Here is a 24,908-nt window from a genome sequence, read left to right as displayed (position 1 = left end):
CTCAATTCTATAAAATAAAAATAGTGTACCAATAATAATTATAAAGCAAATACAGTTAAAAAAGAAGAAACTAGAAACATTTCGAAAATTTCGTTACAATAAAAGAGGTATTCTACTAAGGTTTGAAAGAAGGGGACTTCGTGAATAAAGAGACATTACAATTATTTCGTACGTTAACAGAATTACAGGGGGCATCAGGTTTTGAACATGATGTACGCCGTTTTATGAAACAAGAATTAAGCAAATATGCGGATGAAATTGTACAAGACGGTTTAGGTAGCGTATTTGGTCTGAAAAAAGGGGACGAAACTGGCCCGCGTGTTCTTGTAGCAGGTCATATGGATGAAGTAGGTTTCATGGTTACACAAATTACGAAAAATGGAATGCTTCGTTTTCAAACGTTAGGCGGCTGGTGGAGCCAAGTTTTATTAGCACAGCGTGTACAAGTTATGACGAAGAATGGTCCTGTTATTGGGGTTGTTGGTTCTATTCCTCCTCATTTATTAAGTGACGCGCAACGTGCAAAACCGATGGATATAAAAAATATGTTAATTGATATAGGTGCAGATAGTTATGAAGATGCGATTGAAATTGGTGTAAAACCAGGACAACAAATCGTGCCGATTTGCCCATTCACACCGATGGCAAATGAGAAGAAAATTATGGCGAAAGCTTGGGACAACCGTTACGGATGTGGTCTTGCAATCGAATTGTTAAAAGAATTAAAAGATGAAACATTACCAAATACATTATATTCTGGTGCTACTGTACAAGAAGAAGTAGGCCTTCGCGGAGCGCAAACAGCTGCAAATATGATTCAACCAGACATTTTTTATGCGCTTGATGCAAGTCCAGCAAACGATGCATCTGGTGACAAAACGCAGTTCGGTCAATTAGGAAAAGGTGCTCTTCTTCGTATTTACGATCGCACGATGGTAACACATAGAGGAATGCGCGAATTCATTTTAGATACAGCAGAAACAAACAACATTCCGTACCAATACTTTATTTCACAAGGTGGTACAGATGCGGGCCGTGTACATACAAGTAACTCTGGTATCCCATCAGCAGTAATTGGTGTTTGTGCACGCTACATTCATACACATGCTTCAATTTTACATGTTGATGATTATGCAGCGGCGAAAGAATTAATTACGAAGCTTGTAAGAACAACAGATAAAACGACGTTAGAGACAATTAAGAATAACGCGTAGAGAAGAAGGGCGAAAAACCCTTCTTTTTTTAGGTTGAATAGATGACCCAGCGATGATTGGGAGCGGTCAGTGCTTAATTGGTGTTCGAATGATGTATGAAGACTCCAAGTAGGAAGTGAGAGGAAGGCTGTTTTTGTTTTCGAAGACGGTAATGTTGCTAGAAAAAACCTTCTTTTTTAGGCTGAATAGATGACTTGGTGATATGTGGTAGTGGTTGATACTTAATTCGTATCTGATGCGGATATTAGAATAGAATGATGAATTTTTATAGAGGTGAACGAAATGAAAGTAGTAGTTGGATCGAAGAATAAAACGAAAGTTGGTGCTGTGGAGAAGGTTTGGAAAGATGCTACAATTACATCTCTTTCTGTTCCTTCAGGAGTAGCAAACCAGCCGTTTTCAGATGAAGAGACGATGCAAGGAGCGATTAATAGAGCGAAGCGAGCGCTAGAGGAAGGAGAAGCTCCAATTGGTATTGGGCTAGAAGGCGGTGTGATGAAAACGGAGCACGGTTTATTTATGTGTAACTGGGGCGCGCTAGCAACAAGTGATGGGAAAGTATTCGTGGCTGGAGGAGCGCGTATTACGTTACCAGACGATTTTTTAGCACCTCTTGAAGATGGCAAGGAGTTAAGTGAAGTGATGGAAGAGTTTGTACATAGAAAAGATATTCGTAGTCACGAAGGAGCGATTGGTATTTTTACAGATGATTATGTTGATCGCACGGAATTATTTGTACACGTTGTTAAGTTACTTGTTGGGCAATATAAGTATGACAAAAAGCAAGCATAAACCTTGCACCATGCGCGATGTATGGTAGTATAAAAGAAAGATTATAACATGAAAAATGCACTCGTTAGAGGAGGAAATATAGATGAAGTCATTAGAAAGCATGGAGCAATTCCAACAATTAAAAAATGAAGAGAATGTAGTCTTTATGTTCTCAGCAGAATGGTGCCCAGACTGCCGTTTTGTAGACCCATTTATGCCAGAAGTAGAAGAGAAATATAGTGATTTCTCATTTTACTATGTAGATCGTGATGAGTTTATTGATCTATGTGTAAAATTAGACGTATTTGGCATTCCGAGCTTTGTAGCGTACAATAAAGGTGAAGAAACTGGTCGCTATGTAAACAAAGATCGTAAAACACAAGAACAAATCGAAGAGTTCATTGAAGGTTTAAAATAAGGCAATTTGCCAATTGAATTGTAAAACAACCTCTACCTTCGCGGGGGAGGTTATTTTTTTGGAAGGGAGGAAAAAGAGATGAAGATGACAAGTAAAAAGATGAAAGACGAGTTAATGAAGAAATTATCTCGTCCAGAGTGGGACTTTCAGTATGATAGCGAGAAAGAGGTTCTACGTATAGAACAGAAAGACTCGAAAAAAGGTATTAACGTATCACTTCCAGGAGTTGTAGCAAAATGGGAAGTGAACAAAGAAAAGGCAATTGAAGAAGTTGCTTATTACGTACAAGAAGCGCTAATTGCGATGCATAAAGAAGAAAATAGCGGAGCAAAAATTTTACCTGTTATTCGTTCTACTTCTTTCCCGAAACAAGCAGAAGAAGGAAATCCGTTTATTATGACGGATCATACGGCGGAAACACGTATTTACTATGCGTTAGATTCGAATAAAACGTATCGACTAATTGATGAACGTCTGTTACAAAAATTAGAACTTACAGAACAGCAAGTGCGTGAAATGGCATTATTCAACGCACGCTCATTAGGTTATGAATTTAAACAAGACACAGTAGCGGGTAATACATTCTACTTTTTAAACACAAATGATGGGTATGACGCGACTCGTATTTTAAACGAATCGTTACTACAATCGATGCGTGAAAAGATTTCTGGTGACATGGTTGTTGCTGTTCCTCACCAAGATGTATTAATTATTGCTGATATCGTCAACGAAATCGGTTATGATATTATTGCACAAATGACAATGAAATTTTTTGCCGAAGGGCATGTTCCGATTACATCACTTTCATTCGTATATGAAGATGGAGAATTTGAACCAATCTTTATTTTAGCGAAAAATCGGAAGAAGACAGATGGAAAAGAGAAAGGATGAACGAAGTGAACGTTTTTTACAACCTTGAAGGAATTGGTGACACTTTAATTGTTGCCTTACAAGATATTACTTTAGAGAACCGTACTTTTGATCGCAAAGGAGATGTTGCACGCGTTTATGATCGTGAAAGCAACGTAACGGGAGGATTCAACATCTTTAATGCATCTTCTTACTTAGAAGTAAAAGAAACAGGAAACCTTACATTAACGAAAGAGCTTGTAGAGAAAATCAACGAAGTTTTAGCGAAGAATGGCTTTGAAGAAACAGTAGAAGCAGATCTTTCTCCGAAATTTGTTGTAGGCTATGTAGCTGAAAAAGAGAAACATCCAAATGCTGATAAGCTAAACATCTGTAAAGTAGAAATCGGTACAGAAACATTACAAATCGTATGTGGTGCACCAAACGTTGATGCAGGACAAAAAGTTGTCGTTGCGAAAATCGGCGCTGTAATGCCAAGCGGTATGTTAATTAAACCGGCTGAACTTCGCGGTGTTCCTTCTTCTGGAATGATCTGCTCTGCACGTGAATTAGAGCTTCCAGACGCTCCACAAGAAAAAGGTATTCTTGTATTAGAAGATAGCTTTGAAGTTGGACAAGAGTTTAAATTTTAATTGATATAAGAAAAGAGAGGTTGTCCTTTTGGGCAGCCTCTCTTTTTTGTCATTTTTGTTGGTAAGTCGAAATTTCGTGTTGAATCGTTAATATATTGAGAGTTGTGATAGATATACTCAAAAAATCGTAAATATGATAAAGGTGTCACCTTTTGTCTTAAAATCTATATTGTATTTTATAAACAAACTAGTTAAAATTTAGAAAAACAGAAGGGGATAGGCGTATGAAACAACAACCAAAAATCGCAGAACTTCTAAAACGAATTGAAACTTCAAAACAGCAAGATGTTGAGCTAGGTACTTATGAAATATATGTGTTTAGTGAAAGTGAATTAGAAAAAGGACAAATCGGTTACCGATATGATAAACATAAAAATTCATTAATAAGTGAAGAAAACGGAAAGTGGCAAGAAGGATGGATTGCAATTGGATATGAAACGGATATGGGCGATCCAGTTTTCGTAAATATAGATGATGACGCTTATCCAGTTTATACTGCAGAACGTGGTACAGAAACATGGCAGCCAGTTTATATTGGAAATATGGATGAGATTATAGGGCAATTATAAGAAAAACTTTGAATCCGGTGCAAAGTGATGGGAGAGAAGTATGAAGTATGAAGTATATAAAAATAATGAGCATGATTGTATTCATTGGAATATATATGGCCGGTTGTTCACAAGAGCAGCCGAAAAAAGAAACTACATCTTCTATACAAGAGAAAAACAAAGATACCAAAGAAGACGCACCGGTAGAAAAGCAGCAAGAACAAGAAAAGAACGAAGAATCGCAAGTAATTCAAACGAATGAGCAAGTAGAACATAGGCAAGAGGAAGTATCAGCCGAGGAAAAGAAAGAAGAAACTACAACGGTGCCGCCAACTGAGCAACCAGTGCAAAATAATGAACAAAAAGTAGAGAGTAATGAAAAACAAGAGAAGTTTCTCGTCGTTATTGATCCAGGGCATCAACAAAAAGCGAATTTAAATTTAGAGCCGATTGGGCCAGGGGCAACAACACAAAAATATAAAGTCACAGATGGTACAACTGGTGTTGTGACGAAAAAAAGAGAGGCCGTACTTGTATTAGAAATGGCTTTCGTATTAAAAGAAAAGTTAGAAGCGAAGGGAATGCAAGTATTAATGACGAGAACGTCACAAGACGTTGATATAAGTAATAAAGAACGGGCGACATTCGCAAACAATCATAAGGCAAATTTATTTTTACGTCTTCATGCAGATGGTTCTGAAAATCCAAACCAAAGTGGATTTGCTGTATTGACGCCAGCAGAAGACAGTCCGCATACGAAAGAGATTTATGCGGAAAGCCTTCAAATCTCTCAAATGATTGTAAATAAAATGAGGGAGAACCAGCAAGTGAAAGTAAATGGAATTAAATTCAGGGATGATCTTTCTGGATTTAATTGGTCCAAAGTACCTGGTGTACTATTAGAACTTGGGTTTATGTCAAATCTTGAAGAAGATAAAAAATTATCTGACCCGCAGTATGAAAATTCTTTATTGCAAAGTGTAACGGATAGTATAGATGCATATCGGAAGCGTAAAGCTTAAGCGCAGTCTTACATGAAAGGCTGCGTTTTTCCATATGAAACACTCGTAAATTAGAATATTGTGGATAAATATGACATGCTTAATTTTACCTGCACTTTTTGCCGAATGCTGATACAATAAAGGATGTTACTATTTAGTAGAAAGAGTGGTAAGCATGTTAGATTGGATGAAAAAGTTGTTTAACAAAGAGGAAGAACAAACAGCGTTGAATAAAGAAGTACAAAAGCAAATTGAAAGTCAGCCGAAAATTCCTCGTGTAAACCACTACACTGAAGCAAGAGAAGCACAAATGGCAAGTAGGAATGCAGGTAAATGCCGTTTTCCTTTAGTACCGGATAATGGGTTCGATGAAGAGGATGAAAGAGAAGTAGATCACTTCGAAGAACAACCTGTTCAAGGAGTAACATATGAAGAACCGACTGCTCAAAGAGGAATACAGGTGGAAAGAAGCAGACGACCGTATGTGGAAAAGGTAGTTTCTACATATGAAGAACCGGAAGTACAATATGAACCGGTGCGAGAGGCTGTCGTTAAAAAGGCATCTGCACCTTCGCAAGAGAGTAACCGTAGACCATTTCGTCCAACAGAAATGATTTCGCCAATTTATGGATATAATCGTCCTTCAGTAGAGAAAAAGGTTGAAAAGCAGGAGGAAGTAAAAGAAAGAGAAGATCTTGAAATATCTGTAGAGGGCAAAGCAGTTGTTGATGCATGGTTAGAGAAAAAAGGATATACATTATCAGATTTCTCAGAAGGGCAAGCAACGTCTTCTTCGCCTAGTCATGAATCGGTTGGTCAACAGGATAAAAAGCAAGAAAAATCAGTTGTTGATCAATGGCTAGAGAAAAACGGTTATGAAATCGAACGCCAAGAGCCTTTAGTAGAAGAAAAAGAAGTGATTCAAGGAATGAGTACACCGCAGGAAGTTTCAGCGGATGAATTACTTCATAAAACAGTAGCTGAGCAGATGGAAAGTGCTAAGCTAGAAAAAGATGTAGTGGTGTTAAACGAAAACAATCTACAAGAAGAATTAGTGGCTTCTAAAGTAGAGCACGAGGATACAATATTATCAGAAGAAATTAAACGTAATACAGAAATAAAACAACCTACTATTGAAGTGGAAAAGCAAGCTCCAGAAGAATCAGTGATTGTCAAAGCAGAAGAAAAACTTGCAGAAACAATCATTGTGGAAATACCAGAAGAGCCAGAAGAAGTGGAAGTAATTACAGAAACAGAAGAGCCAGAAGAAGTGGAAGTAATTACAGAAACAGAAGAGCCAGAAGAAGTGGAAGTAATTGCAGAAGCAGAAGAGTCAGAAGAAGTAGAAGTAATTACAGAAACAGAAGAGCCAGAAGAAGTGGAAGTAATTACAGAAACAGAAGAGCCAGAAGAAGTGGAAGTAATTGCAGAAGCAGAAGAGTCAGAAGAAGTAGAAGTAATTACAGAAACAGAAGAGTCAGAAGAAGTAGAAGTAATCGCAGAAGCAGAAGAGTCAGAAGAAGTGGAAGTAATTACAGAAACAGAAGAGCCAGAAGAAGTGGAAGTAATTGCAGAAGCGGAAGAGTCAGAAGAAGTAGAAGTAATTGCGGAAACAGAAGAGCTAGAAGAAGTGGAAGTAATTGCAGAAACAGAAGAGCCAGAAGAAGTGGAAGTAATTGCGGAAACAGAAGAGCTAGAAGAAGTAGAAGTAATTGCAGAAGCAGAAGAGCTAGAAGAAGTAGAAGTAATTGCGGAAACAGAAGAGCTAGAAGAAGTAGAAGTAATTGCAGAAGCAGAAGAGCTAGAAGAAGTAGAAGTAATTGCAGAAACAGAAGCACAAGAAGAAGTGGAAGTAATTGCAGAAACAGAAGAGCCAGAAGAAGTGGAAGTAATTGCGGAAACGGAAGAGTCAGAAGAAGTAGAAGTGATTGCAGAAATAAAAGCGCCTGTAGTAGAGACATTTGTAGCACTTGAGGAAATTCAGCAAGAAGATGAAGCGATTGAACAAAAGAGTGAATTCATACATGTAGCTGAGGCTGATGAACAGACAAAGAACGACGTTCAAAGCTTTGCGAATGTTTTACTTGCAGAAACAGAAGAAAATAAACGAGTTGTAGAAGAAGCGCCAGTCGCAGAAGAACAACGAGTTGTAGAAGAAACACCAGTCGCAGAAGAACAACGAGTTGTAGAAGAAGCGCCAGTCGCAGAAGAACAACGAGTTGTAGAAGAAGCGCCGGTCGCAGAAGAACAACCAGTTGTAAAAAAAGAAGAACCAAAACGTGAGAAAAAGCGTCATGTACCATTTAATGTTGTTATGTTGAAACAAGATAGAACACGATTAATGGAAAGACATGCAGCTAGGGCAAATGCAATGCAGCATTCTGTTAATGTACGAGTAGAGAATAGACCAGTGCAACAAGTAGTAGCAGAACCACAAGTGGAAGAACAACCAATGCAGCAGGTGGTAGCAGAACCACAAGTGGAAGAACAACCAATGCAGCAGGTGGTAGTAGAATCACAAGTGGAAGAACAACCAATGCAGCAGGTGGTAGCAGAACCACAAGTGGAAGAACAACCAATGCAGCAGGTGGTAGTAGAATCACAAGTGGAAGAACAACCAATGCAGCAGGTGGTAGTAGAATCACAAGTGGAAGAACAATCAGTGCAGCAAGTAGTAGCAGAGCCACAAATGGAAGAACGCCCAGTGCAGCAAGTAGTGGAAGAGCAAGTACAAAAGCCAATTTCAAGTACGGAAGTACAAGAGAAAGCATATGTTGTAAATCAAAGAGAGAACGATATGCGAAATGTATTGCACACACCACCGACATACACTGTTCCGCCATTAGCGCTGTTGTCGATTCCGCAGCAATCAGCGCTAGATAATACAGAATGGTTAGATGAGCAAAAAGAATTATTAGATACAACGTTTAATAATTTTCATGTTGGAGCACATGTTATTAATGTATCGCAAGGGCCAGCAGTAACTCGTTTTGAAGTGCAACCAGACCCAGGCGTGAAAGTAAATAAAATTACCAATTTAAGTGATGATATTAAGTTAAGTTTAGCTGCGAAAGATATTCGTATTGAAGCGCCGATTCCAGGGAAGAGTGCGATTGGAATTGAGGTTCCAAATAAAGAAAGTAAGCCAGTATTTCTTCGTGAAATTTTAAGAAGTCCTGTATTCACAAAGAGTGAATCACCGCTTACTGTTGCGCTTGGACTTGATATTTCAGGTGATCCAATTGTAACAGATATTCGAAAAATGCCGCACGGACTTATTGCGGGTGCAACGGGTTCAGGTAAAAGTGTGTGTATTAACGCGATTTTAACGAGTATTTTATATAAAGCGAAACCGCATGAAGTGAAGTTAATGTTAATTGATCCGAAGATGGTTGAGCTTGCACCATACAATTCTGTTCCACATCTTGTAGCACCTGTTATTACGGATGTAAAAGCAGCGACAGCGGCTTTAAAGTGGGCAGTCGAAGAGATGGAACGCCGTTATGAATTGTTTGCGCACGCTGGTGCTCGTGATTTAACTCGTTACAATACGATTGTAAGTGAGCGAGAAATTCCAGGAGAAACATTACCTTATATCGTTATTGTCATTGACGAGTTAGCCGACTTAATGATGGTAGCACCTGGTGATGTTGAGGAAGCGATTTGTCGTATTGCGCAAAAAGCACGTGCTTGTGGTATTCATTTATTAGTAGCGACGCAGCGTCCATCTGTAGATGTTATTACAGGTTTAATTAAGTCAAACATTCCAACGCGTATTGCGTTTACTGTATCATCTCAAGTTGATTCGCGTACGATTATTGATATTGGAGGCGCGGAGAAATTACTTGGCCGTGGTGATATGTTATTTTTAGGGAACGGTACATCTAAGCCAGTTCGTGTACAAGGTGTATATGTATCGGATGATGAGATTGAAAAGACAGTTGATCATGTGAGAAAGCAAATGAAGCCGAATTACTTATTTAAGCAAGAGGATTTATTAGCGAAAACAGAACAGGCTGAGTCGGAAGACGAATTGTTCTTTGAAGCATGTCAATTTGTTGTAGAACAAGGGGGAGCGTCCACATCTTCTGTACAGCGAAAATTCCGCATCGGTTATAATCGCGCGGCACGTCTCATTGAGGAGATGCAATCGCAAGGAATTATTTCTGAAGCAAGAGGGACGAAGCCAAGAGATGTCCTTATTTCTGAGGATGAATTCGCTGCTATGCAGGAAACGAATGTATAGTCCACGGTTTTGCTGTATACTAATAGAAAATGTTGGATAGTAAAGTAGGGAGTAAAGCGACATGAAAGAAATTGAATTAAAATTAAAAGGTGAAATAAATCGACTAACAAATAAAACATTTAAATTTGACGAACGAGTTGGAGAAGGTTGGTTCTCCGCGGTTTACTTTTTAAAAACTAGAGAAATTATTGAAGAATTTCGCCCGAAAAGTGTTGTAACGATGCAATTTTTCCAAAAAGAAAATGCAGTTCTTTGCGGAACAGATGAAGTAATTGCATTGCTACAAACATTCGCTAAAAATCCTGAGGAACTTGAAATTAACTCTTTAAAAGATGGCGATAAAATTAGTCCATTTGAAACAGTGTTAACAATTCATGGTCCTTATGAGAATTTCGGATTTTTAGAAGGTGTTATTGATGGGATTTTAGCTCGTCGTACATCGGTTGCAACAAACGTATATAATGTTGTCCAAGCTGCGCGTAGTGTAGATAAAGAAAAACCAGTTATTTTCATGGGAGATCGTGACGATCATTATACACAACAAGCTGGTGACGGTTATGCAGCATACATCGGAGGTATGAGCGCACAAGCGACGCATGCAATGAATGAATGGTGGGGCAGAAGTGGTATGGGAACAATGCCTCACGCATTAATTCAAATGTTTAATGGTGATGTTGTAGAAGCGGCAAAAGCATATCATAAGAAATTTCCAGAAGATGAATTAGTTGTACTAATTGATTACAATAATGATGTTATTACAGATGCACTTCGTGTAGCGCGTGAATTTGGATCAACATTAAAAGGTGTGCGTGTAGATACGTCTCGCACAATGATTGATCAATACTTTATTCGCCACCCAGAAGTACTTGGAACATTTGATCCACGTGGTGTAAATCCATCTCTTGTATTTGCACTTCGCAAGGCGCTTGATGAAGAAGGATTCCAGCATGTAGACATCGTTGTAACTGGTGGATTTGATGAAAAGCGTATTCGTGAATTTGAAGCTCAAAAGGTACCTGTTGACATATATGGGGTAGGGAGTAGCTTGTTAAAAATGAATATTGGTTTTACTGGTGATAATGTAGAATTAAATGGGAAACCAGAAGCAAAAGCTGGTCGTAAATATCGTCCAAACCCACGTTTAGAGCGTGTTCAATTAGAAAAAAGAGAAGATATGTAAAAGAGAGAAAAACTGATAGGTGATTGACCCTATCAGTTTTTCTGTTATCATAGTATAGCGGCTTCTTTTTTGCTATAATGGACTTGTTATGGACATATAAAGAAGTACGTACGAGTTTATCCTGATAAGTGAAGGGAAAGAATAACCTCACTACATCAAAAATGTATGATGATTACCAAAATAAGAAAAGATTCATATACTGTCTTATAGATAGGCCGTTGTATTAGTTCGAAATGTTGGAGGTTCTTTAAGATGACAGTTTACCATTTTGTAGGAATTAAAGGAACAGGAATGAGTTCATTAGCGCAAATTCTTCATGATATGAAGCATACTGTTCAAGGGTCTGATTATGAAAAGCGTTTCTTTACACAAACAGCGTTAGAAAAGCGTAGTATCTCGATCCTTCCTTTTGATAAGAATAATGTAGAAGAAGGACAAGTGATTATTGCAGGAAATGCATTTCCTGATACGCATGAAGAAATCGTAGCAGCAAAAGAATTAAACATCCCAGTACATCGTTACCATCACTTCTTAGGTGACCTTATGAGCCAATACACAAGTGTTGCTGTAACTGGTGCACACGGAAAGACATCAACAACAGGTTTGTTAGCCCATGTAATGCAAGGTGCACATCCTACATCTTACCTTATTGGAGATGGAACAGGGCATGGGGTAGAAAATAGTAAGTATTTTGTATTTGAAGCTTGTGAGTATCGTCGTCATTTCTTGTCTTACAATCCAGACTATGCAATTATGACGAATATTGATTTTGATCATCCAGATTATTTTGCAGACATCAATGATGTATTCAGTGCATTCCAAGAGATGGCATTGCAAGTGAAAAAAGGCATTATTGCATGTGGAGATGATGAAGAACTTCAAAAAATTCAAGCGAAAGTACCTGTTATTTTCTATGGATTTGGAGAAGATAATGATTTCCAAGCACGTAACATCCAAAAGAGAACAGATGGCACGATATTCGATGTATTCGTTCGTAATACGTACTATGACACGTTCAAAATTACAGGATACGGCAATCACAGCGTATTAAATGCGTTAGCAGTAATCGCACTTTGCCATTATGAAAACGTTGATGTAGAAGCAGTAAAACATCAATTAACAACTTTTGAAGGCGTAAAACGTCGCTTTAATGAAAAGCCGATGGGAGAGCAAGTTATTATCGATGACTACGCACACCATCCGACAGAAATTAATGCAACGATTGAAGCAGCTCGTCAAAAACATCCAGAGCGTGAAGTTGTCGCTGTATTCCAGCCGCATACATTCTCACGTACAGAAAAGTTCTTAGATGAGTTCGCTGAAAGCTTAAGCAAAGCTGATCAAGTATACTTATGTGATATTTTCGGATCAGCACGCGAAAACAAAGGTGAATTAACAATTGAAGATCTGCAAAAGCGTATTGATGGTGCAGAACTAATTACAGATACAACAACGGATGTATTAAAGAAACATAAAAACGGCGTTCTAATTTTCATGGGCGCAGGTGACATCCAAAAATTCGAAGCAGCTTACGTAAAAGAAGTTCAAGTTGCAGAGAAATAATAGAAAAGACGCATAGCTGTGGCTGTGCGTCTTTTTTTGTTGTGTTCAACTTTTATCCCGCATTAACGTGCAATAAGACCCCCACTGATTAAAGTTTCACTTTATTTATGTATTGACCTAGAGCTAACTCTAGGTTGTAAGATGAAAGTGTAAAAACAAGGGGGAGAGAACATGTATAAAATCGGCGAAGTAGCAGAATTAACAGGGATGAGCATTCACACTTTGCGCTACTATGAGAAATTAGGTTTATTACCACCACCAACGCGAAATAGCGGTATTCGTCAATATACAGAAGGCGATGTACGTTTATTAAAATTTTTATATTCATTAAAACAAACTGGGATGTCATTAGAAGAGATAGCTGAGTTTGCAAGTGATGGGTGCATTATAGAGGAAATTAGGCAGAAGAAAGAGGAAGTACCAGCGAAAGTAAAAAAGAGAATTTCCATTTTAACAACTCACTTGGAGCGATTAAAAGAACAGCAGGAACAATTGCAAAAAGTTGTTCAGCTAACGGAGGAGAAGTTAGAAATTTATTATGGTTTTCTAGAAGAAAAAGACTTGGAGGCCGGCAATGAAAAATAAAGTATATACGCAGTTATTAGGTTTTGCGATATTTACTGGTGGGACATTTAATGCTTCGAAATATGCGGTGCAGTATTTCGAAGCAATTCATATAGCAGCATGGCGTTTTGGGATTGCTGCATTTGTGATGTTATGTTTGTTAAAAATACGAAAAGATTTTGATTTGGAAGTATGGATGCAGAATAGGACCTATTATCTTTTGCTAGGTATTGTTGGTGTATTCGGCTTTAACTTCTTTTTCTTTTTAGGAATGAAATATACAGAAGCTGTTAATGGTGCACTTATTATGGCGACAAATCCTCTCGTTACGACGCTGTTAGCAAGTGTCATTTTACGAGAGAAAATTGTGAAGCGTCAAGCAATTGGAATGTTACTTGCACTAATTGGCGTTGTTTTTGTACTTACACAAGGTTCGTTTACAATACTACAACATTTATCATTTTCAAAAGGGGATTTTTATATTTTATTAGGGAATATTTGCTGGGCGTTATACGGCGTGCTAGGCAGAAGGTTTATTAAAACTGGTAATCCAATACAAACGACGACATATACGATGACTATTGGTGCACTTGCCTTTATTATCATATCTTCTACACAAAAAAGTATAGTACCAGTTTTAGAAATTCCTTGGTTGGCATGGGGAGCGATTCTCTTTATGGCAATTGGAATGAGTGTGCTTGGTTACTTATGGTGGAATAATGGAATTGCTCAAATTGGGGCAGCAAGGACATCTTTATTTTTTAATCTAGTGCCTGTTGTTACAATACTTATTTCTTTTATTGAAGGAGTCAATATAACATCTGCACAATCTGTAGGAATGATATTAGTTATTACGGGAATATTGTATTCTTCTGGTTTTATACAAAGAAAATCAAAAGAAAGTGTTAATATTTAACTTTTTATATCTAAAAATGTTAGAATAATAAGAAAAATAAAAAGGGGACTAAAAAACATGTTCACACTTCGAGTAGATGACGAAATTGAACTACAATTACTAGAAAAACATCATAAAGAAGAATTATATCAATTAATAGACCAAAACCGTAATCATTTACGAAAATGGCTTCCTTGGGTAGATGGGACAAAATCTGCTGATGCTTATGATGAGATTTTTCCGATGTGGTTAAAGAAATTTGCAGAGGGAGACGGTTTTGAAAGTGGTATACGTTACAAAGGAAAGCTTGTTGGGATGGTAGGTATTCATCCAGTGAGCTGGGGGAAGAGAGCGGCGAGTCTTGGGTATTACCTTGCAGAAGATGCTGGAGGAAAAGGCGTTATGACACGTAGCGTAAAGGCTGTGCTTCACTATGCATTTGAGAATTTAAAATTAAATAAAATGGAAATTAGATGCGGTGTTGAAAATGTGAAAAGCCGCGCTATTCCAGAGCGTTTAGGGTTTAAATTAGATGGTATTTTAAGAGATGAAGAATGGTTATATGATCATTTTCATGATATCGCTGTATATAGTTTATTAGCTTCAGAATGGAAAGATATTCGATGAACGAGAAGATTCGTATTATTCCGTATGAAAGTACGTTTCAAGAGGAAGTAGTAGATCTTATCGTTCATATTCAGCAAAAAGAGTATAATGTTCCCATTACGAAAGAAGAGCAACCTGATTTACTTGAAATAGAAACATTCTATCAAAAGGATCACGGAAACTTTTGGGTAGCACTTTATGATGGGAAAGTAGTTGGAACAGTAGCTTTATTAGATATTGAGAATCATCAAGTAGCGCTAAGAAAAATGTTCGTACAAAAAGAGTTTCGTGGAAAAGAATGTGGCGCGTCATATATGTTGCTTCAAACAGCAATTTCATGGGCTGAGGATAAAAAGTTGAAAGATATTTATTTAGGAACAACAGTAAAATTTTTAGCGGCACATCGCTTTTATGAAAAGAATGGTTTTCAAAGTGTGAGTATAGATGAGTTGCCGAAAAACTTTCCAGTGTTACAGGTAGATAAGAAATTTTATAGGTACATTGTGAAAAAGGTCATCTAGAAATGGCCTTTTTCTATGAACCAAAATGGAAATAGTGGTATAATTTGGATTAGGGGGTGTAGGTATGAACTTTCCAATTCAAAGAAGTAAGTCAGTAGTCATTTTCGTTTGTCTTACGTTAGCTTTTATGTGTATATATCCAATTGTCATGCTTTTCACTAATAAAGCGCATTGGATGTCAGTGTTGATTGGGATGGGTTTATGCTTCATTGTAAATGTACCACTCGTTTGGGAAGTATTTATTAAAAAACATAAAGTAGAAAATGGCGTATTAAAGTACGGTATTCTAAATGATGATGTTGTATTAAAAGATATAAGAGTTGTTCGTCAAGTTGGAAAGTATCTTGAAATTACGACGAATGCATATAAAGTACATATGGTTGCGATGCCGCAAGATATGAATGAATTTTTGGCGCTTATCGAGAAAGAAAATCCACATGTGAAAATAGAAATGGTAGGGAAGAAATAAAAAAACGCTCGGAGAAAATTCCGAGCGTTTTTATTATTATTTTAAGTTCTCTGGATTTAAAGCTTCTAATTCAGGTACAACGAAGCGTCCGTCTTTACGGATTAGTACGTCGTCGAAGTAAATTTCACCGCCGCCGTATTCAGGGCGTTGGATGCATACTAAGTCCCAATGGATGTTCGAGTTGTTACCGTTCCATGCATCGTCGTAAGCTTGTCCAGGAGTGAAGTGGAAGCTGCCATCGATTTTTTCATCGAATAGGATGTCTCCCATTGGATGTAAGATGTATGGGTTTACGCCGATTGCGAACTCACCAACGTAGCGTGCGCCTTCGTCTGTATCGAAGATTTTGTTAATGCGTTCTGAATCGTTTGCAGTTGCTTCAACGATTTGACCGTTCTCGAACTTAAGTTGTACATTTTCAAATGTATAACCGTTGTAAGGAGATGGTGTGTTGTAAGAAACTGTACCGTTAACAGAATCACGAACTGGTGCAGAGTATACTTCACCGTCTGGAATGTTTAAATGACCTGAGCATTTAATAGCTGGAATGTCTTTAATAGAGAATGTTAAGTCAGTTCCAGGACCAGTTAAACGAACTTTATCTGTTTTATTCATTAATGTAACAAGGCTATCCATCGCCTTATCCATTTTACCGTAGTCTAAGTTACAAACTTCGAAGTAGAAGTCTTCGAAAGCTTCTGTGCTCATTTTAGCAAGCTGTGCCATAGAAGCATTTGGGTAGCGAAGAACAACCCAACGTGTTTTTGGAACGCGAATATCTCTATGAACTTTTTTCCCAACTGTTTGGCCATGAACTTTCATGCGCTCACTTGGAACGTCAGCCTGTTCATTAATATTATCGCCAGAGCGAAGACCGATATAAGCGTCCATGTCTTTCATTACGCTTGCTTCATATGCAGCGATTTGTTCGAAATGTTCTTCAGTAGCACCCATTAATAAAGAGCGATCTACTTGATGATCTTTTAAAGAGACGAATGGGAAACCACCAGCTGCATATGCTTCTTTTACAAGTGCAGTTACAAGTTCTTTTTGTAAGCCAAAGTTTTCAATTAATACTTTTTCGCCTTTTTGTAAGCAAATAGAGTAGTTAATTAAATTGTATGCTAACTTTTCAATACGTGGATCTTTCATATGTAAAGCCTCCCTACTAATTATGTATCCTCTCCTATTGTAACCTACTTAGTGGAATTTGTTGAATGATTTATGTTACAGTTAACGAATAAGTATGAAAATTCTAATGATGAGATAGGGATTAGAATGAAACGGAAAATGATTGTATAATAGGGGAAAGTATGAAAAAGATAAAGGAAGTGATGAAATGCAAGTTCTTTTATATGTAAGTGCGGCTATTATCGCGGTTGCTTTCGCAGTATTAGTTGTGTATGTATGCAGAACGTTGTTATCGGTTCAGAAGACGTTAGAAAACGTTGCAAGCACGTTAGAAGGTTTAGAAAAACAAATGCAAGGAATTAGCGTAGAGACAGAGCAATTATTACATAAAACGAATGCGTTAGCTGATGATATTCAACAGAAGTCACAGTCATTAAATAAAGTGGTAGCGGGTGTAGATGGGATTGGAACGACAATCCAATCTTTAAATACGAAGCTTCGTAATGTATCAGACTCTGTAACGGACGAAATTGAAAATAACGCTGATAAAGTAGCGCAAGTTGTACAGTGGAGCAGTGCGGCGATTGAAGTATACAATCATTACCGTGCGTCGAGACAAGAGAAGAAGGTTGAAAAAGAAGAGCGTAAATTAGAAAGAATTGAGAAAAACGCTGAAAAGAAAGAGAAGCGCTCTAGATTTCGTATGAGAGGTGAATCGTGATGAATATGACAAAGCTTGAAACAATTGAAGAGCTTGAAGTCTTAGTAGAAAAGAATGAGCCGTATGTTCTTTTTAAACATAGTACGACATGCCCGATTAGTCACGGTGCATACACAGAATTTCAAGCGTATTGCAGTGAAGAAAGAGAAGTGCCAGCGTATTACTTATACGTACAAGATGCGAGAGATGTGTCAAATCGTGTTGCAGAACAATACAGTATTAGACATGAATCACCGCAAGTGTTATACATAAAAGATGGGATGGTAGTATGGAATACATCTCATTGGAATATTAAAAAAGATGCTTTAGAAGAGAATATAAAGTAAAAAGAAGCAAGCTAAAGGTGCTTGCTTCTTTTTTTTGTTTTTGTTGAAATATATTTAGTGGTACACTATTAATAGTTCAAACTAAATAACTAGATTGTTGAAAGTAGGTTTTAAGTAATGAAGAAAATGGCATTATCCTTCGCAGTCGTAAGTTTATTACTGGGAGCTTGTAGTAACAATAGTAATACGATTAGTAAGAAGGATGAAGTTATACAAAAAGATACAAAAGAAAAAAGTATGATTCCGAGAACTGCTGTTTCTAAAGATTATTATAGAACTGTTATTCCTTTAAAAGAACAAAAGGTTATTAATACAGCTAATATAAAAACAAATTCTAAATTAGATTTAGCAGAGTATGAAAATGGTTTAATAAATATTGCAACGCAGCAATTTGATACAGAGAGTCACGTACTGCAATTAAATCAGTATATTCCAGAGAAACTAGTTGATGAACTAGTTGCGAAAGTAGAAGCGCCAGTTTTGACGAATATTATAGAACAAGACTATTTTGGAAAACAGAATTCAAATGAATTAAGTTTATCTGGTGTTATGATTGGCTTAGCTATGTCTTCAAGTGTATCGAATGAAGAAGCTATGTCTAAAGGGTCTGAAGTTGCTAAACAACTTATTGAAGCTATTAACAAAAATGATAAATATAACAAATCTCCAATTACGTTTGCTATCTTTAAGCAAGAAAGTACAAGTTCTTTAAAAAATGGTACGTATATTGCTAGTGCTACTGTTCAAAAGAATGATATGAACCTTGGAAATTGGAGTACAATTGATGAAAAGTCGTATTCATATCCTTCTGATGAATTTACACAAGCACATGGAGAAGATAATACAAAAATAAATAACTTTGCTAAGGAAATAAAAGGTTTTTCTAATGGAGATTTTATTCCAGTCAATGCAAAAGTTTCTTATAAGAAAGATCAAATGGATACATTAAATATGAATATTGTTATTAAATATAACGGTAAAACAGAATTAATGGCTCTTACCCAATTGGCTGCTCAAGGTATGTTAGACAAATTGCCTAAAGATGCGAAAGTACAATTACAGATCAAGTCCGAGAGTAAAATTGAGGCCGTTATTATAAAAGAGAAAAACAGTGATAAACCGTTTGTTTCCTTCTTGTAAAAAAGACAGTATGTAAACTGTCTTTTTTTATTTTAAATGAAAATATAAAAGGTTTTTTGATGGTAATTCATTGCTGTATATCGTGTGACAATCGTATATGTATCAACTATAATAAGTTATCTTAAAAAAGTAATATATAGGGATTTGAAAGAGATGGCTTTCTTATGGCATCACAACAATTAGGTCGTTTACGTTCTGAAATTGATCAACTTAATTTACAAATATTAGAGTTACTAAACGAAAGAGGTCGTCTCGTACAAGAAGTTGGTAATTTAAAAGAAGTATAAGGTGTGAAACGTTTTGATCCTGTACGTGAAAGTAATATACTGGATTTAATTGCAGAGAATAATAATGGTCCATTTGAAACTTCGACTTTATAACATATTTTCAAACAAATTTTTCAAGTTGGTTTAAAGTTACAAGAAGAGGATCATCGTAAAGCACTACTTGTTTCTTGTAAGAAAAAAACAGAAGATACGATTGTTGAAATTAATGGTGAAAAAATTGGTAACGGAAATTAGTATTTTATTATGGGACCGTGTGCAGTGGAAAGTTATGAACAAGTACGTCAAGTTGCTGAAGCAATGAAAGAGCAACGCGTAATACGCTTGATATTTCCGCTGTACCGATTTTAAAGAAAGAGACACATTTACCTGTCGTTTTTGATGTAACGCATTCTACAGAGAGACGTGACCTTCTCTTACTAACTGCAAAAGCAGCGATGGCAATTGGTGCAAACGCAATTATGGCTGAAGTACATCCAAATCCAGCTGTAGCTTTATCAGATGCGGCGCAGCAAATGAATATCCCGCAGTTCAATGATTTTATGAATGAATTAAAATCATTTGGAAGTAAATTATAAAAACTTTTAATGAACTGTTCCAAAAAGGCATTTTGGGACAGCTGTATAGCGACTGTCATTGTCGATTTTTGTTGGGAAGTTGGTATATTAAAAAAATCGCTGATATAATTAGAGTTGTGGTCGATATATTCGAAAAATCGCCGATATAAATTTCATTTACTATCGTACTGCTTAAAATAAGATTTCTACTTAGGAAATATCTATTTTTTTACAAAAAATGCCCTTTTTTCATAAAAAATACGAAAATACGAGAAAAGAAGCGAATTTTTTCGAAACTTTTGCGGGAAAATATTGTATGAGCCTGCGTTTATATCGTATCATTAGTAAAAGGAAGAACTCGGGACGATTGGTGGCATCTGCAAATAGAGTTGATGTCTTTTTTTCATTCAAGTAACCGATACATAAAAATAGATAACAAAAATAGAAGGAGTGTGCGATGAGATGAACGTAACAATCTATGATGTAGCGCGCGAAGCGAACGTTTCAATGGCTACCGTATCACGCGTTGTGAACGGTAACCCAAATGTAAAGCCTACAACAAGAAAGAAAGTATTAGAAGCAATTGATCGTTTAGGATACCGTCCAAATGCGGTAGCACGTGGACTAGCAAGTAAGAAGACAACTACGGTAGGTGTTATTATTCCTGATATCTCAAATACGTTTTATGCAGAACTTGCACGTGGAATTGAAGATATCGCAACAATGTACAAATATAACATCATTTTAAGTAACTCTGATCAAAACAAAGAGAAAGAGTTCCATCTATTAAATACGATGCTTGGAAAACAAGTGGACGGAATTGTTTTCATGGGTGAAGATATTACAGACATTCACATTGAAGAATTTAAAAAATCTCCAGTACCAATTGTATTAGCAGCGTCATTTGATGAGCAAAATGAAACGCCATCAGTAAATATTGATTATACACAAGCAGCTTACGATGCAATGAAGCACTTTATCGAGCAAGGACATAAGCGTATCGGTTTCGTCTCTGGTCCATTCATTGATAAAGCGGGAAGCGCGAAGAAGTTACAAGGTTATAAAAAAGCTTTAGAAGAAGAAGGTATTTCATATGATGAAAATCTTGTAATCGATGGAGATTACACATATGACTCAGGTATCGAAGCATTCGAAAAGCTTTGGAGCAATGATGAAAAGCCAACAGCAATCTTCGTGTCTTCTGATGAAATGGCACTAGGTGTAATCCATGCAGCACAAGATGCTGGATTAAACGTACCAACTGACGTAGAAGTACTTGGTTTCGATAATACACGCCTTGCATTAATGGTTCGTCCGCAGCTTTCAACAGTTGTACAACCGATGTATGATATCGGTGCAGTAGCAATGCGTCTATTAACAAAGTATATGAACAAAGAAAAAGTGGAAGATCACACTGTTATCTTACCTCACCGTATCCAATTTAGAGATTCAACGAAATAAGTATAAAAAAGCTCACAGCGATTGCTGTGAGCTTTTATTCATATTCAGGATAATATTTTTCAATTACTGTATCTACAGTTTCATTTTTCTTAACGTGTAAAAATTTTGCGTACAATTCTTTTCCAGTTTCAAATGGCGTATCGTCTAATTCAAACACATGTAACACTTTTCGGAACGTCCATGTGATTTGCTCATCATACATATTATCGTATGTGTGCTCCGATTGTATAGCTATCTTTTCACCTAGTTCATGAGCTTCTTCTAAACTGTTTGCTTTAACAAGAATAATACTTTCTTCAAAAAGTGTATCGTGATTCTCTTCATAATGCTCATCCATTTTCATAGGATGAGGCTCACCAGAATGAACAGACTCAAACAATAATTTTACAGCGTACACATTATGCTGCATGTTTCACCTTATAAATAATACTTGCGACAAGCGAAGCAGGTATTGTAAATACGTTACTTTGATAATGGTAATGCACTTGGGATTCTTCATAAGACATGTTGTCATATAGTTCGTTTTGTGAGACACTCATTTTTTTCTGTTTTTCTTTGAGTATTTTAATGTAGTTGTACTGTATTGGGACGAGAATGATGAAATAAGCTAATACGATTAGTGAAATCCAAATCATTATGAACACTCCCTTACAAAGAATATTTGTATATGGTAATTATATCAATTTATATGAGGGGTATCCATATTTTTCTAGTGGTCAATTTCTTTTCCAAAATGCAAAAAGTTCTTCAGCGCTTCGTAAATTATGTTCAAGGCATGTTTGTGCAGTGCGTTTAAAATTTTTTATTAAATGCTCTAGCCTAGAAGAATCATAGTGCTTTGCTTTTCCATCTACAATCGTTTTATCTTTTTTTTAAGTTAAGTGATATTTTTAGCAAAGTTACATTTGTTTCTATTTGTACAACTTCCATGTAAAAAAATTTTGTCTAAGTCGATTGTAATATAATCAAATCGCTCTACTTGTTTAAAATATCCTACAATATCATCTTCCAATTGAAATCCTCCCTAGTATATAGCTTACCTGGAAGAGTTCTCTATAGATTGTATGATTCCTTGTTATATGTCACATAAGTGTAAAAATAACTATTATAGGGCAATGTCATGTATAATAGAAAGAAAAGGCTTGTGAGGGGGGAAAAGAGATGATCGTTCTTTGGATAATTACGCTTTGTATGACTGCTATTTTTGCATATATGACGTTAAAACAAAATGGTTTAAAGCGATTTGTTCCAGGAAGTATTCTTGCAGGAATTGCCCTTATCACGTATGTAATTTCTATTTTTATTGAAAGTGTATCAGTAGATATGAGCAAAAGTTTAATGTTTATTGGTATTACACTATTTGCAGGTAGCATTATGGTACTTATGGTTGCTGGTATTATTTTATTTATTCATATGAATTCGGAAACGTTATAGCATATAGAAAAGGCATGTCCCGAGGGACATGCCTTTTTATCCGTTCAATTATGCTCTATCTTTAGAAGAATTTTGTTGTTTTAATAAGTCGCGAATTTCGCCAAGAAGAACTTCTTCTTTTGTTGGTTCTGGAATTTCTTCCTCTTTTTCGTCTTCTTTTTTAGATGTTAGTTTGTTGAAAACTTTAATAAACATAAAGATAGAAGCTGCGATAATTAAGAAATCAAAAATTGTTTGGATGAAGTTACCATACATAACAGCTGATTTACCGTATCCAAAGTGCAAATCTGTAAAGTTAACGCCACCTAATACCATACCAAGTAATGGTGTAATAATGTCTTTTACTAAAGAACTAACGATTTTACCGAATGCAGCACCGATTACAACCCCGACAGCTAAATCAACGACATTCCCTTTGAAAGCGAACTTTTTAAACTCGTTCCACATGTGTCAATCCCATCCTTTCCACGATTCATTATGAAATTTATAATTCCTATCAACATATTTTATAGAAATTTACGAGAGAAATAAAGGGGAAATGGGAATGAAAGTAAATTCTGAAAAATGTATCCGTTTTAATTTTTGTTTACATCATCTAGTAAAGATTGTAGCATTTGCTGCGTTTTTAATCCTTCTAATCCATCTACAACAGGCTTTGTATCTCCGTGTACACATTCAATAAAATGATGAACAGCATCTTCAAAACCACGTTGTTTTAACGTCGTATCCCATGATGGAGAACCGCTTTGTGAAACTGAGTTTTCCTGTTCAATTTCAAATGTATTCATATTTTTTACGCGAATGATTTTCCCTGGCGTTACAAGTTCAATTTGTTCTAAATTTGTACCGGCATGGCGATGCATTGCAGTAGAAAGTAACAGTCCACTTGGAGTTGTATATGTATGATGTCCGTAAAGAAGTTCATTCTTTTCATTGATTTGCATCATATTGTGAACGACGTTAAGGTCATCATTAGCGAACCAGCGAGCAGTATCTACAATGTGTAAATAATCATCTAACATAGTGAAGTCGTACGTATATGGCCCGACTTTATTTGTGCGATGCTTTTCAATTCGAATCCATGAAATATCATGAGCCTGTTCTTTGGCAGCAACATACATAGGAACGAATCTGCGATTAAATCCGACCATTAACTTTCGGTTATACTTCTCGCTCAACTCGACTAGTTGCTCAGCTTGTTCCACAGTAGCTGCTAACGGCTTATCAACATAAACGTCGATTCCTTTTTTCAAAAGCTCAGAAACGATTTCATAATGCGATGCAGTTGAACTATGAACGAAGATTGCATCACATTCCGAAGCTAACGTTTCAATAGAATGAAAGTCTTGAATTCGGTATTGCTGGCAAACTTGTTTTCTTTTCTCTGCGTTAGGTGTAAACGCCCCGACAAAGTTCCAATCTGTTTCTTTTGTAAGTGTTGGAAGATAGGCCTTTTGCGCAATGCTACCAAGTCCAATCATCCCAATTTTAGGTTTATTCATATGTATTCCCACCCTATTAATATTGATGTAACGGCTTAAATGTAGCATAGGATGGGGGAGGAAGGCAAAGATAAGCTTTTTACTTATTTCCTTCTAACAAAATTTTCTCTATCTCTGCAAAATTATGAGCGCGAGCATGCTCTAACGGGGTAACACCATCATTATCTGGAATATTTACATCTGCACCGTGCTCAATAAGAAGGCGAATGACTTGTTGCTGTGTTTCGTTTCCGTTACTTAGTACGATAGCTTCCATTAAAGCTGTCCATCCTAGGTTATTTACATGATTTACATCAATATTTGTTCGAGTGAGGAGTTCTTTTATAACGTCAATATAGCCATGTTCTGAGGCTGGGATAAGAGCTGTTCCGCCGTAACGATTTGTAATCGTAGGATCTGCACCAGCATTAATTGTTAGCTTTAAAATGTCTAAGTAACCTTCCGCACCGGCGTATAGAAAGGGATTGTTTTTCATGTCATCTTGGATATTTACGTCAGCACCAGCTTCGATAAGTGCTTTTGCGGTTTTTACATCATTTTTGTATGTAGCAATCATAAGAGGGGTACGTCCTTGATTATCCGTCGCATTTATATTTGCACCTTGTTTTAGTAAAGATATAACAGTATTCGTTTCATTTTTTTCAGTAGCTGCTAGTAGTGCAGTCTCCATGTTTGTCATCTCCTTTTTGACTTCTTGTTCTTGCGAGCATCCTTGTAAAAAAATTACGCAACATATTATACTGAATGTTTTTTTGAACATGGAATTTCAACCTCCTAATTTCAACTGTAAAATAGGAACATTAAATTTTTATAAACTGACGCTAAAATTACTATAAAATCGCTTGAGTATTTGA

26 protein-coding genes and 2 pseudogenes are annotated in these 24,908 nt (G+C 36.5%); 21 read left to right on the top strand and 7 right to left on the bottom strand.

Going from position 1 to position 24,908, the window contains the following annotated elements; genetic code table 11:
* The first annotated feature begins 140 nt into the window (after window positions 1-140).
* The 15 genes from BCG9842_RS23305 (at window position 141) to BCG9842_RS23235 (ending at window position 15,498) form a co-directional block, all read left to right on the top strand.
* Window positions 141-1,214 carry a M42 family metallopeptidase gene (locus tag BCG9842_RS23305; protein ID WP_001031517.1) on the top strand — a complete coding sequence of 358 codons (1,074 nt, stop codon included), beginning with the start codon at window positions 141-143 and terminating at the stop codon, window positions 1,212-1,214.
* A gap of 282 nt (window positions 1,215-1,496) precedes the next feature.
* Window positions 1,497-2,006: a DUF84 family protein gene (locus BCG9842_RS23300; protein WP_000869954.1), complete on the top strand. Its 510-nt coding sequence runs from the start codon at window positions 1,497-1,499 to the stop codon at window positions 2,004-2,006.
* A gap of 82 nt (window positions 2,007-2,088) precedes the next feature.
* Window positions 2,089-2,403 (top strand): thioredoxin family protein, encoded by a 315-nt coding sequence (locus tag BCG9842_RS23295; RefSeq protein ID WP_000838193.1) that lies wholly within the window; start codon window positions 2,089-2,091, stop codon window positions 2,401-2,403.
* A 78-nt stretch (window positions 2,404-2,481) separates the two neighbouring features.
* The gene (locus BCG9842_RS23290) at window positions 2,482-3,294 is read left to right on the top strand and encodes a DUF1444 domain-containing protein (protein ID WP_000784606.1); all 813 of its coding nucleotides are present in this window, start codon (window positions 2,482-2,484) and stop codon (window positions 3,292-3,294) included.
* A complete protein-coding gene (gene ytpR, locus BCG9842_RS23285; RefSeq protein WP_001006776.1) occupies window positions 3,291-3,905 on the top strand; it encodes a YtpR family tRNA-binding protein in 615 nt (204 codons plus the stop codon). Before BCG9842_RS23290 ends, ytpR begins: the two co-directional genes overlap by 4 nt.
* A 224-nt stretch (window positions 3,906-4,129) precedes the next feature.
* Entirely contained in the window at window positions 4,130-4,474 is a 345-nt protein-coding gene (locus tag BCG9842_RS23280) for a hypothetical protein (protein ID WP_000813350.1), read from the top strand.
* 47 nt (window positions 4,475-4,521) lie between these two features.
* Window positions 4,522-5,475, top strand: coding sequence for an N-acetylmuramoyl-L-alanine amidase (locus BCG9842_RS23275; RefSeq protein ID WP_000874068.1), 954 nt, complete (start codon window positions 4,522-4,524; stop codon window positions 5,473-5,475).
* Between the two features lie 154 nt (window positions 5,476-5,629).
* On the top strand, window positions 5,630-9,700 hold the full coding sequence (locus BCG9842_RS23270) for a DNA translocase FtsK (protein ID WP_000887998.1): 4,071 nt from the start codon (window positions 5,630-5,632) through the stop codon (window positions 9,698-9,700).
* Window positions 9,701-9,761: 61 nt separating this feature from the next.
* A complete protein-coding gene (locus tag BCG9842_RS23265; RefSeq protein WP_000658372.1) occupies window positions 9,762-10,880 on the top strand; it encodes a nicotinate phosphoribosyltransferase in 1,119 nt (372 codons plus the stop codon).
* Window positions 10,881-11,132: 252 nt separating this feature from the next.
* Window positions 11,133-12,443, top strand: a complete 1,311-nt coding sequence (murC, locus tag BCG9842_RS23260) for a UDP-N-acetylmuramate--L-alanine ligase (protein ID WP_000219469.1) — start codon at window positions 11,133-11,135, stop codon at window positions 12,441-12,443.
* A gap of 171 nt (window positions 12,444-12,614) precedes the next feature.
* Complete coding sequence (locus BCG9842_RS23255; protein ID WP_000276608.1) at window positions 12,615-13,028, top strand: MerR family transcriptional regulator; 414 nt, start codon at window positions 12,615-12,617, stop codon at window positions 13,026-13,028.
* Entirely contained in the window at window positions 13,018-13,923 is a 906-nt protein-coding gene (locus BCG9842_RS23250; RefSeq protein ID WP_000792471.1) for a DMT family transporter, read from the top strand. Before BCG9842_RS23255 ends, BCG9842_RS23250 begins: the two co-directional genes overlap by 11 nt.
* A 57-nt stretch (window positions 13,924-13,980) precedes the next feature.
* Window positions 13,981-14,529, top strand: a complete 549-nt coding sequence (locus BCG9842_RS23245) for a GNAT family N-acetyltransferase (protein WP_000494654.1) — start codon at window positions 13,981-13,983, stop codon at window positions 14,527-14,529.
* On the top strand, window positions 14,526-15,029 hold the full coding sequence (locus BCG9842_RS23240; protein ID WP_001003146.1) for a GNAT family N-acetyltransferase: 504 nt from the start codon (window positions 14,526-14,528) through the stop codon (window positions 15,027-15,029). Before BCG9842_RS23245 ends, BCG9842_RS23240 begins: the two co-directional genes overlap by 4 nt.
* A 64-nt stretch (window positions 15,030-15,093) precedes the next feature.
* Window positions 15,094-15,498, top strand: a complete 405-nt coding sequence (locus BCG9842_RS23235; RefSeq protein WP_001010623.1) for a PH domain-containing protein — start codon at window positions 15,094-15,096, stop codon at window positions 15,496-15,498.
* A 36-nt stretch (window positions 15,499-15,534) separates the two neighbouring features.
* Here BCG9842_RS23235 and BCG9842_RS23230 read toward each other — a convergent pair whose 3' ends face one another.
* Complete coding sequence (locus BCG9842_RS23230) at window positions 15,535-16,650, bottom strand: aminopeptidase (RefSeq protein ID WP_000654720.1); 1,116 nt, start codon at window positions 16,648-16,650, stop codon at window positions 15,535-15,537.
* Between the two features lie 187 nt (window positions 16,651-16,837).
* On the opposite strand from BCG9842_RS23230, the gene BCG9842_RS23225 reads away from it, so the two are divergent.
* The 5 genes and pseudogenes from BCG9842_RS23225 (at window position 16,838) to ccpA (ending at window position 21,118) form a co-directional block, all read left to right on the top strand.
* A complete protein-coding gene (locus BCG9842_RS23225) occupies window positions 16,838-17,350 on the top strand; it encodes a DUF948 domain-containing protein (RefSeq protein WP_001197721.1) in 513 nt (170 codons plus the stop codon).
* Window positions 17,350-17,676: a bacillithiol system redox-active protein YtxJ gene (ytxJ, locus tag BCG9842_RS23220; protein WP_001057469.1), complete on the top strand. Its 327-nt coding sequence runs from the start codon at window positions 17,350-17,352 to the stop codon at window positions 17,674-17,676. Before BCG9842_RS23225 ends, ytxJ begins: the two co-directional genes overlap by 1 nt.
* 117 nt (window positions 17,677-17,793) lie before the next feature.
* Window positions 17,794-18,816, top strand: a complete 1,023-nt coding sequence (locus tag BCG9842_RS23215) for a CamS family sex pheromone protein (RefSeq protein WP_000738027.1) — start codon at window positions 17,794-17,796, stop codon at window positions 18,814-18,816.
* Window positions 18,817-18,980: 164 nt separating this feature from the next.
* Window positions 18,981-19,678 (top strand): annotated as a pseudogene (aroA, locus tag BCG9842_RS32070) (chorismate mutase).
* A gap of 441 nt (window positions 19,679-20,119) precedes the next feature.
* Window positions 20,120-21,118 (top strand): catabolite control protein A, encoded by a 999-nt coding sequence (gene ccpA, locus BCG9842_RS23200; RefSeq protein WP_001103303.1) that lies wholly within the window; start codon window positions 20,120-20,122, stop codon window positions 21,116-21,118.
* 34 nt (window positions 21,119-21,152) lie between these two features.
* Here ccpA and BCG9842_RS23195 read toward each other — a convergent pair whose 3' ends face one another.
* From BCG9842_RS23195 to dhp61, 3 genes and pseudogenes are all read right to left on the bottom strand, one after another.
* The gene (locus BCG9842_RS23195; protein WP_003309991.1) at window positions 21,153-21,515 is read right to left on the bottom strand and encodes a DUF4288 domain-containing protein; all 363 of its coding nucleotides are present in this window, start codon (window positions 21,513-21,515) and stop codon (window positions 21,153-21,155) included.
* A 1-nt stretch (window position 21,516) separates the two neighbouring features.
* Window positions 21,517-21,753: a DUF3949 domain-containing protein gene (locus BCG9842_RS23190; RefSeq protein ID WP_000637885.1), complete on the bottom strand. Its 237-nt coding sequence runs from the start codon at window positions 21,751-21,753 to the stop codon at window positions 21,517-21,519.
* Window positions 21,754-21,834: 81 nt separating this feature from the next.
* Window positions 21,835-22,130 (bottom strand): annotated as a pseudogene (gene dhp61, locus BCG9842_RS23185) (protein Dhp61).
* Between the two features lie 149 nt (window positions 22,131-22,279).
* On the opposite strand from dhp61, the gene BCG9842_RS23180 reads away from it, so the two are divergent.
* The gene (locus tag BCG9842_RS23180; protein ID WP_000636586.1) at window positions 22,280-22,552 is read left to right on the top strand and encodes a DUF3917 domain-containing protein; all 273 of its coding nucleotides are present in this window, start codon (window positions 22,280-22,282) and stop codon (window positions 22,550-22,552) included.
* A 48-nt stretch (window positions 22,553-22,600) separates the two neighbouring features.
* Here BCG9842_RS23180 and mscL read toward each other — a convergent pair whose 3' ends face one another.
* The 3 genes from mscL to BCG9842_RS23165 form a co-directional block, all read right to left on the bottom strand.
* Window positions 22,601-22,999: a large conductance mechanosensitive channel protein MscL gene (mscL, locus tag BCG9842_RS23175; RefSeq protein ID WP_000267015.1), complete on the bottom strand. Its 399-nt coding sequence runs from the start codon at window positions 22,997-22,999 to the stop codon at window positions 22,601-22,603.
* A 128-nt stretch (window positions 23,000-23,127) separates the two neighbouring features.
* Window positions 23,128-24,054 (bottom strand): Gfo/Idh/MocA family protein, encoded by a 927-nt coding sequence (locus tag BCG9842_RS23170; RefSeq protein ID WP_001039702.1) that lies wholly within the window; start codon window positions 24,052-24,054, stop codon window positions 23,128-23,130.
* Window positions 24,055-24,133: 79 nt separating this feature from the next.
* A complete protein-coding gene (locus BCG9842_RS23165) occupies window positions 24,134-24,814 on the bottom strand; it encodes an ankyrin repeat domain-containing protein (protein ID WP_000474099.1) in 681 nt (226 codons plus the stop codon).
* Between the last annotated feature and the right edge of the window lie 94 nt (window positions 24,815-24,908).

The sequence above is a fragment of the Bacillus cereus G9842 genome, assembly GCF_000021305.1.
In the GTDB taxonomy this organism is placed as follows: Bacteria; Bacillota; Bacilli; order Bacillales; family Bacillaceae_G; genus Bacillus_A; species Bacillus_A thuringiensis_S.
Note: the sequence above shows the minus strand (reverse complement) of the source record. Positions and strands in the feature narration are given on the sequence as shown.

Coding starts and splice junctions, on each gene's coding strand:
- BCG9842_RS23295 (WP_000838193.1), top strand. CDS start 2,089: ATGAAGTCATTAGAAAGCATGGAGCAATTCCAACAATTAAAAAATGAA.
- BCG9842_RS23190 (WP_000637885.1), bottom strand. CDS start 21,753: ATGATTTGGATTTCACTAATCGTATTAGCTTATTTCATCATTCTCGTC.
- BCG9842_RS23250 (WP_000792471.1), top strand. CDS start 13,018: ATGAAAAATAAAGTATATACGCAGTTATTAGGTTTTGCGATATTTACT.
- ytpR (WP_001006776.1), top strand. CDS start 3,291: ATGAACGAAGTGAACGTTTTTTACAACCTTGAAGGAATTGGTGACACT.
- ccpA (WP_001103303.1), top strand. CDS start 20,120: ATGAACGTAACAATCTATGATGTAGCGCGCGAAGCGAACGTTTCAATG.
- BCG9842_RS23230 (WP_000654720.1), bottom strand. CDS start 16,650: ATGAAAGATCCACGTATTGAAAAGTTAGCATACAATTTAATTAACTAC.
- murC (WP_000219469.1), top strand. CDS start 11,133: ATGACAGTTTACCATTTTGTAGGAATTAAAGGAACAGGAATGAGTTCA.
- BCG9842_RS23290 (WP_000784606.1), top strand. CDS start 2,482: ATGAAGATGACAAGTAAAAAGATGAAAGACGAGTTAATGAAGAAATTA.
- BCG9842_RS23275 (WP_000874068.1), top strand. CDS start 4,522: ATGAAGTATATAAAAATAATGAGCATGATTGTATTCATTGGAATATAT.
- mscL (WP_000267015.1), bottom strand. CDS start 22,999: ATGTGGAACGAGTTTAAAAAGTTCGCTTTCAAAGGGAATGTCGTTGAT.
- BCG9842_RS23265 (WP_000658372.1), top strand. CDS start 9,762: ATGAAAGAAATTGAATTAAAATTAAAAGGTGAAATAAATCGACTAACA.
- BCG9842_RS23165 (WP_000474099.1), bottom strand. CDS start 24,814: ATGTTCAAAAAAACATTCAGTATAATATGTTGCGTAATTTTTTTACAA.
- BCG9842_RS23280 (WP_000813350.1), top strand. CDS start 4,130: ATGAAACAACAACCAAAAATCGCAGAACTTCTAAAACGAATTGAAACT.
- BCG9842_RS23180 (WP_000636586.1), top strand. CDS start 22,280: ATGATCGTTCTTTGGATAATTACGCTTTGTATGACTGCTATTTTTGCA.
- BCG9842_RS23270 (WP_000887998.1), top strand. CDS start 5,630: ATGTTAGATTGGATGAAAAAGTTGTTTAACAAAGAGGAAGAACAAACA.
- BCG9842_RS23245 (WP_000494654.1), top strand. CDS start 13,981: ATGTTCACACTTCGAGTAGATGACGAAATTGAACTACAATTACTAGAA.
- BCG9842_RS23240 (WP_001003146.1), top strand. CDS start 14,526: ATGAACGAGAAGATTCGTATTATTCCGTATGAAAGTACGTTTCAAGAG.
- BCG9842_RS23225 (WP_001197721.1), top strand. CDS start 16,838: ATGCAAGTTCTTTTATATGTAAGTGCGGCTATTATCGCGGTTGCTTTC.
- BCG9842_RS23235 (WP_001010623.1), top strand. CDS start 15,094: ATGAACTTTCCAATTCAAAGAAGTAAGTCAGTAGTCATTTTCGTTTGT.
- BCG9842_RS23255 (WP_000276608.1), top strand. CDS start 12,615: ATGTATAAAATCGGCGAAGTAGCAGAATTAACAGGGATGAGCATTCAC.
- BCG9842_RS23215 (WP_000738027.1), top strand. CDS start 17,794: ATGAAGAAAATGGCATTATCCTTCGCAGTCGTAAGTTTATTACTGGGA.
- BCG9842_RS23300 (WP_000869954.1), top strand. CDS start 1,497: ATGAAAGTAGTAGTTGGATCGAAGAATAAAACGAAAGTTGGTGCTGTG.
- BCG9842_RS23170 (WP_001039702.1), bottom strand. CDS start 24,054: ATGAATAAACCTAAAATTGGGATGATTGGACTTGGTAGCATTGCGCAA.
- ytxJ (WP_001057469.1), top strand. CDS start 17,350: ATGAATATGACAAAGCTTGAAACAATTGAAGAGCTTGAAGTCTTAGTA.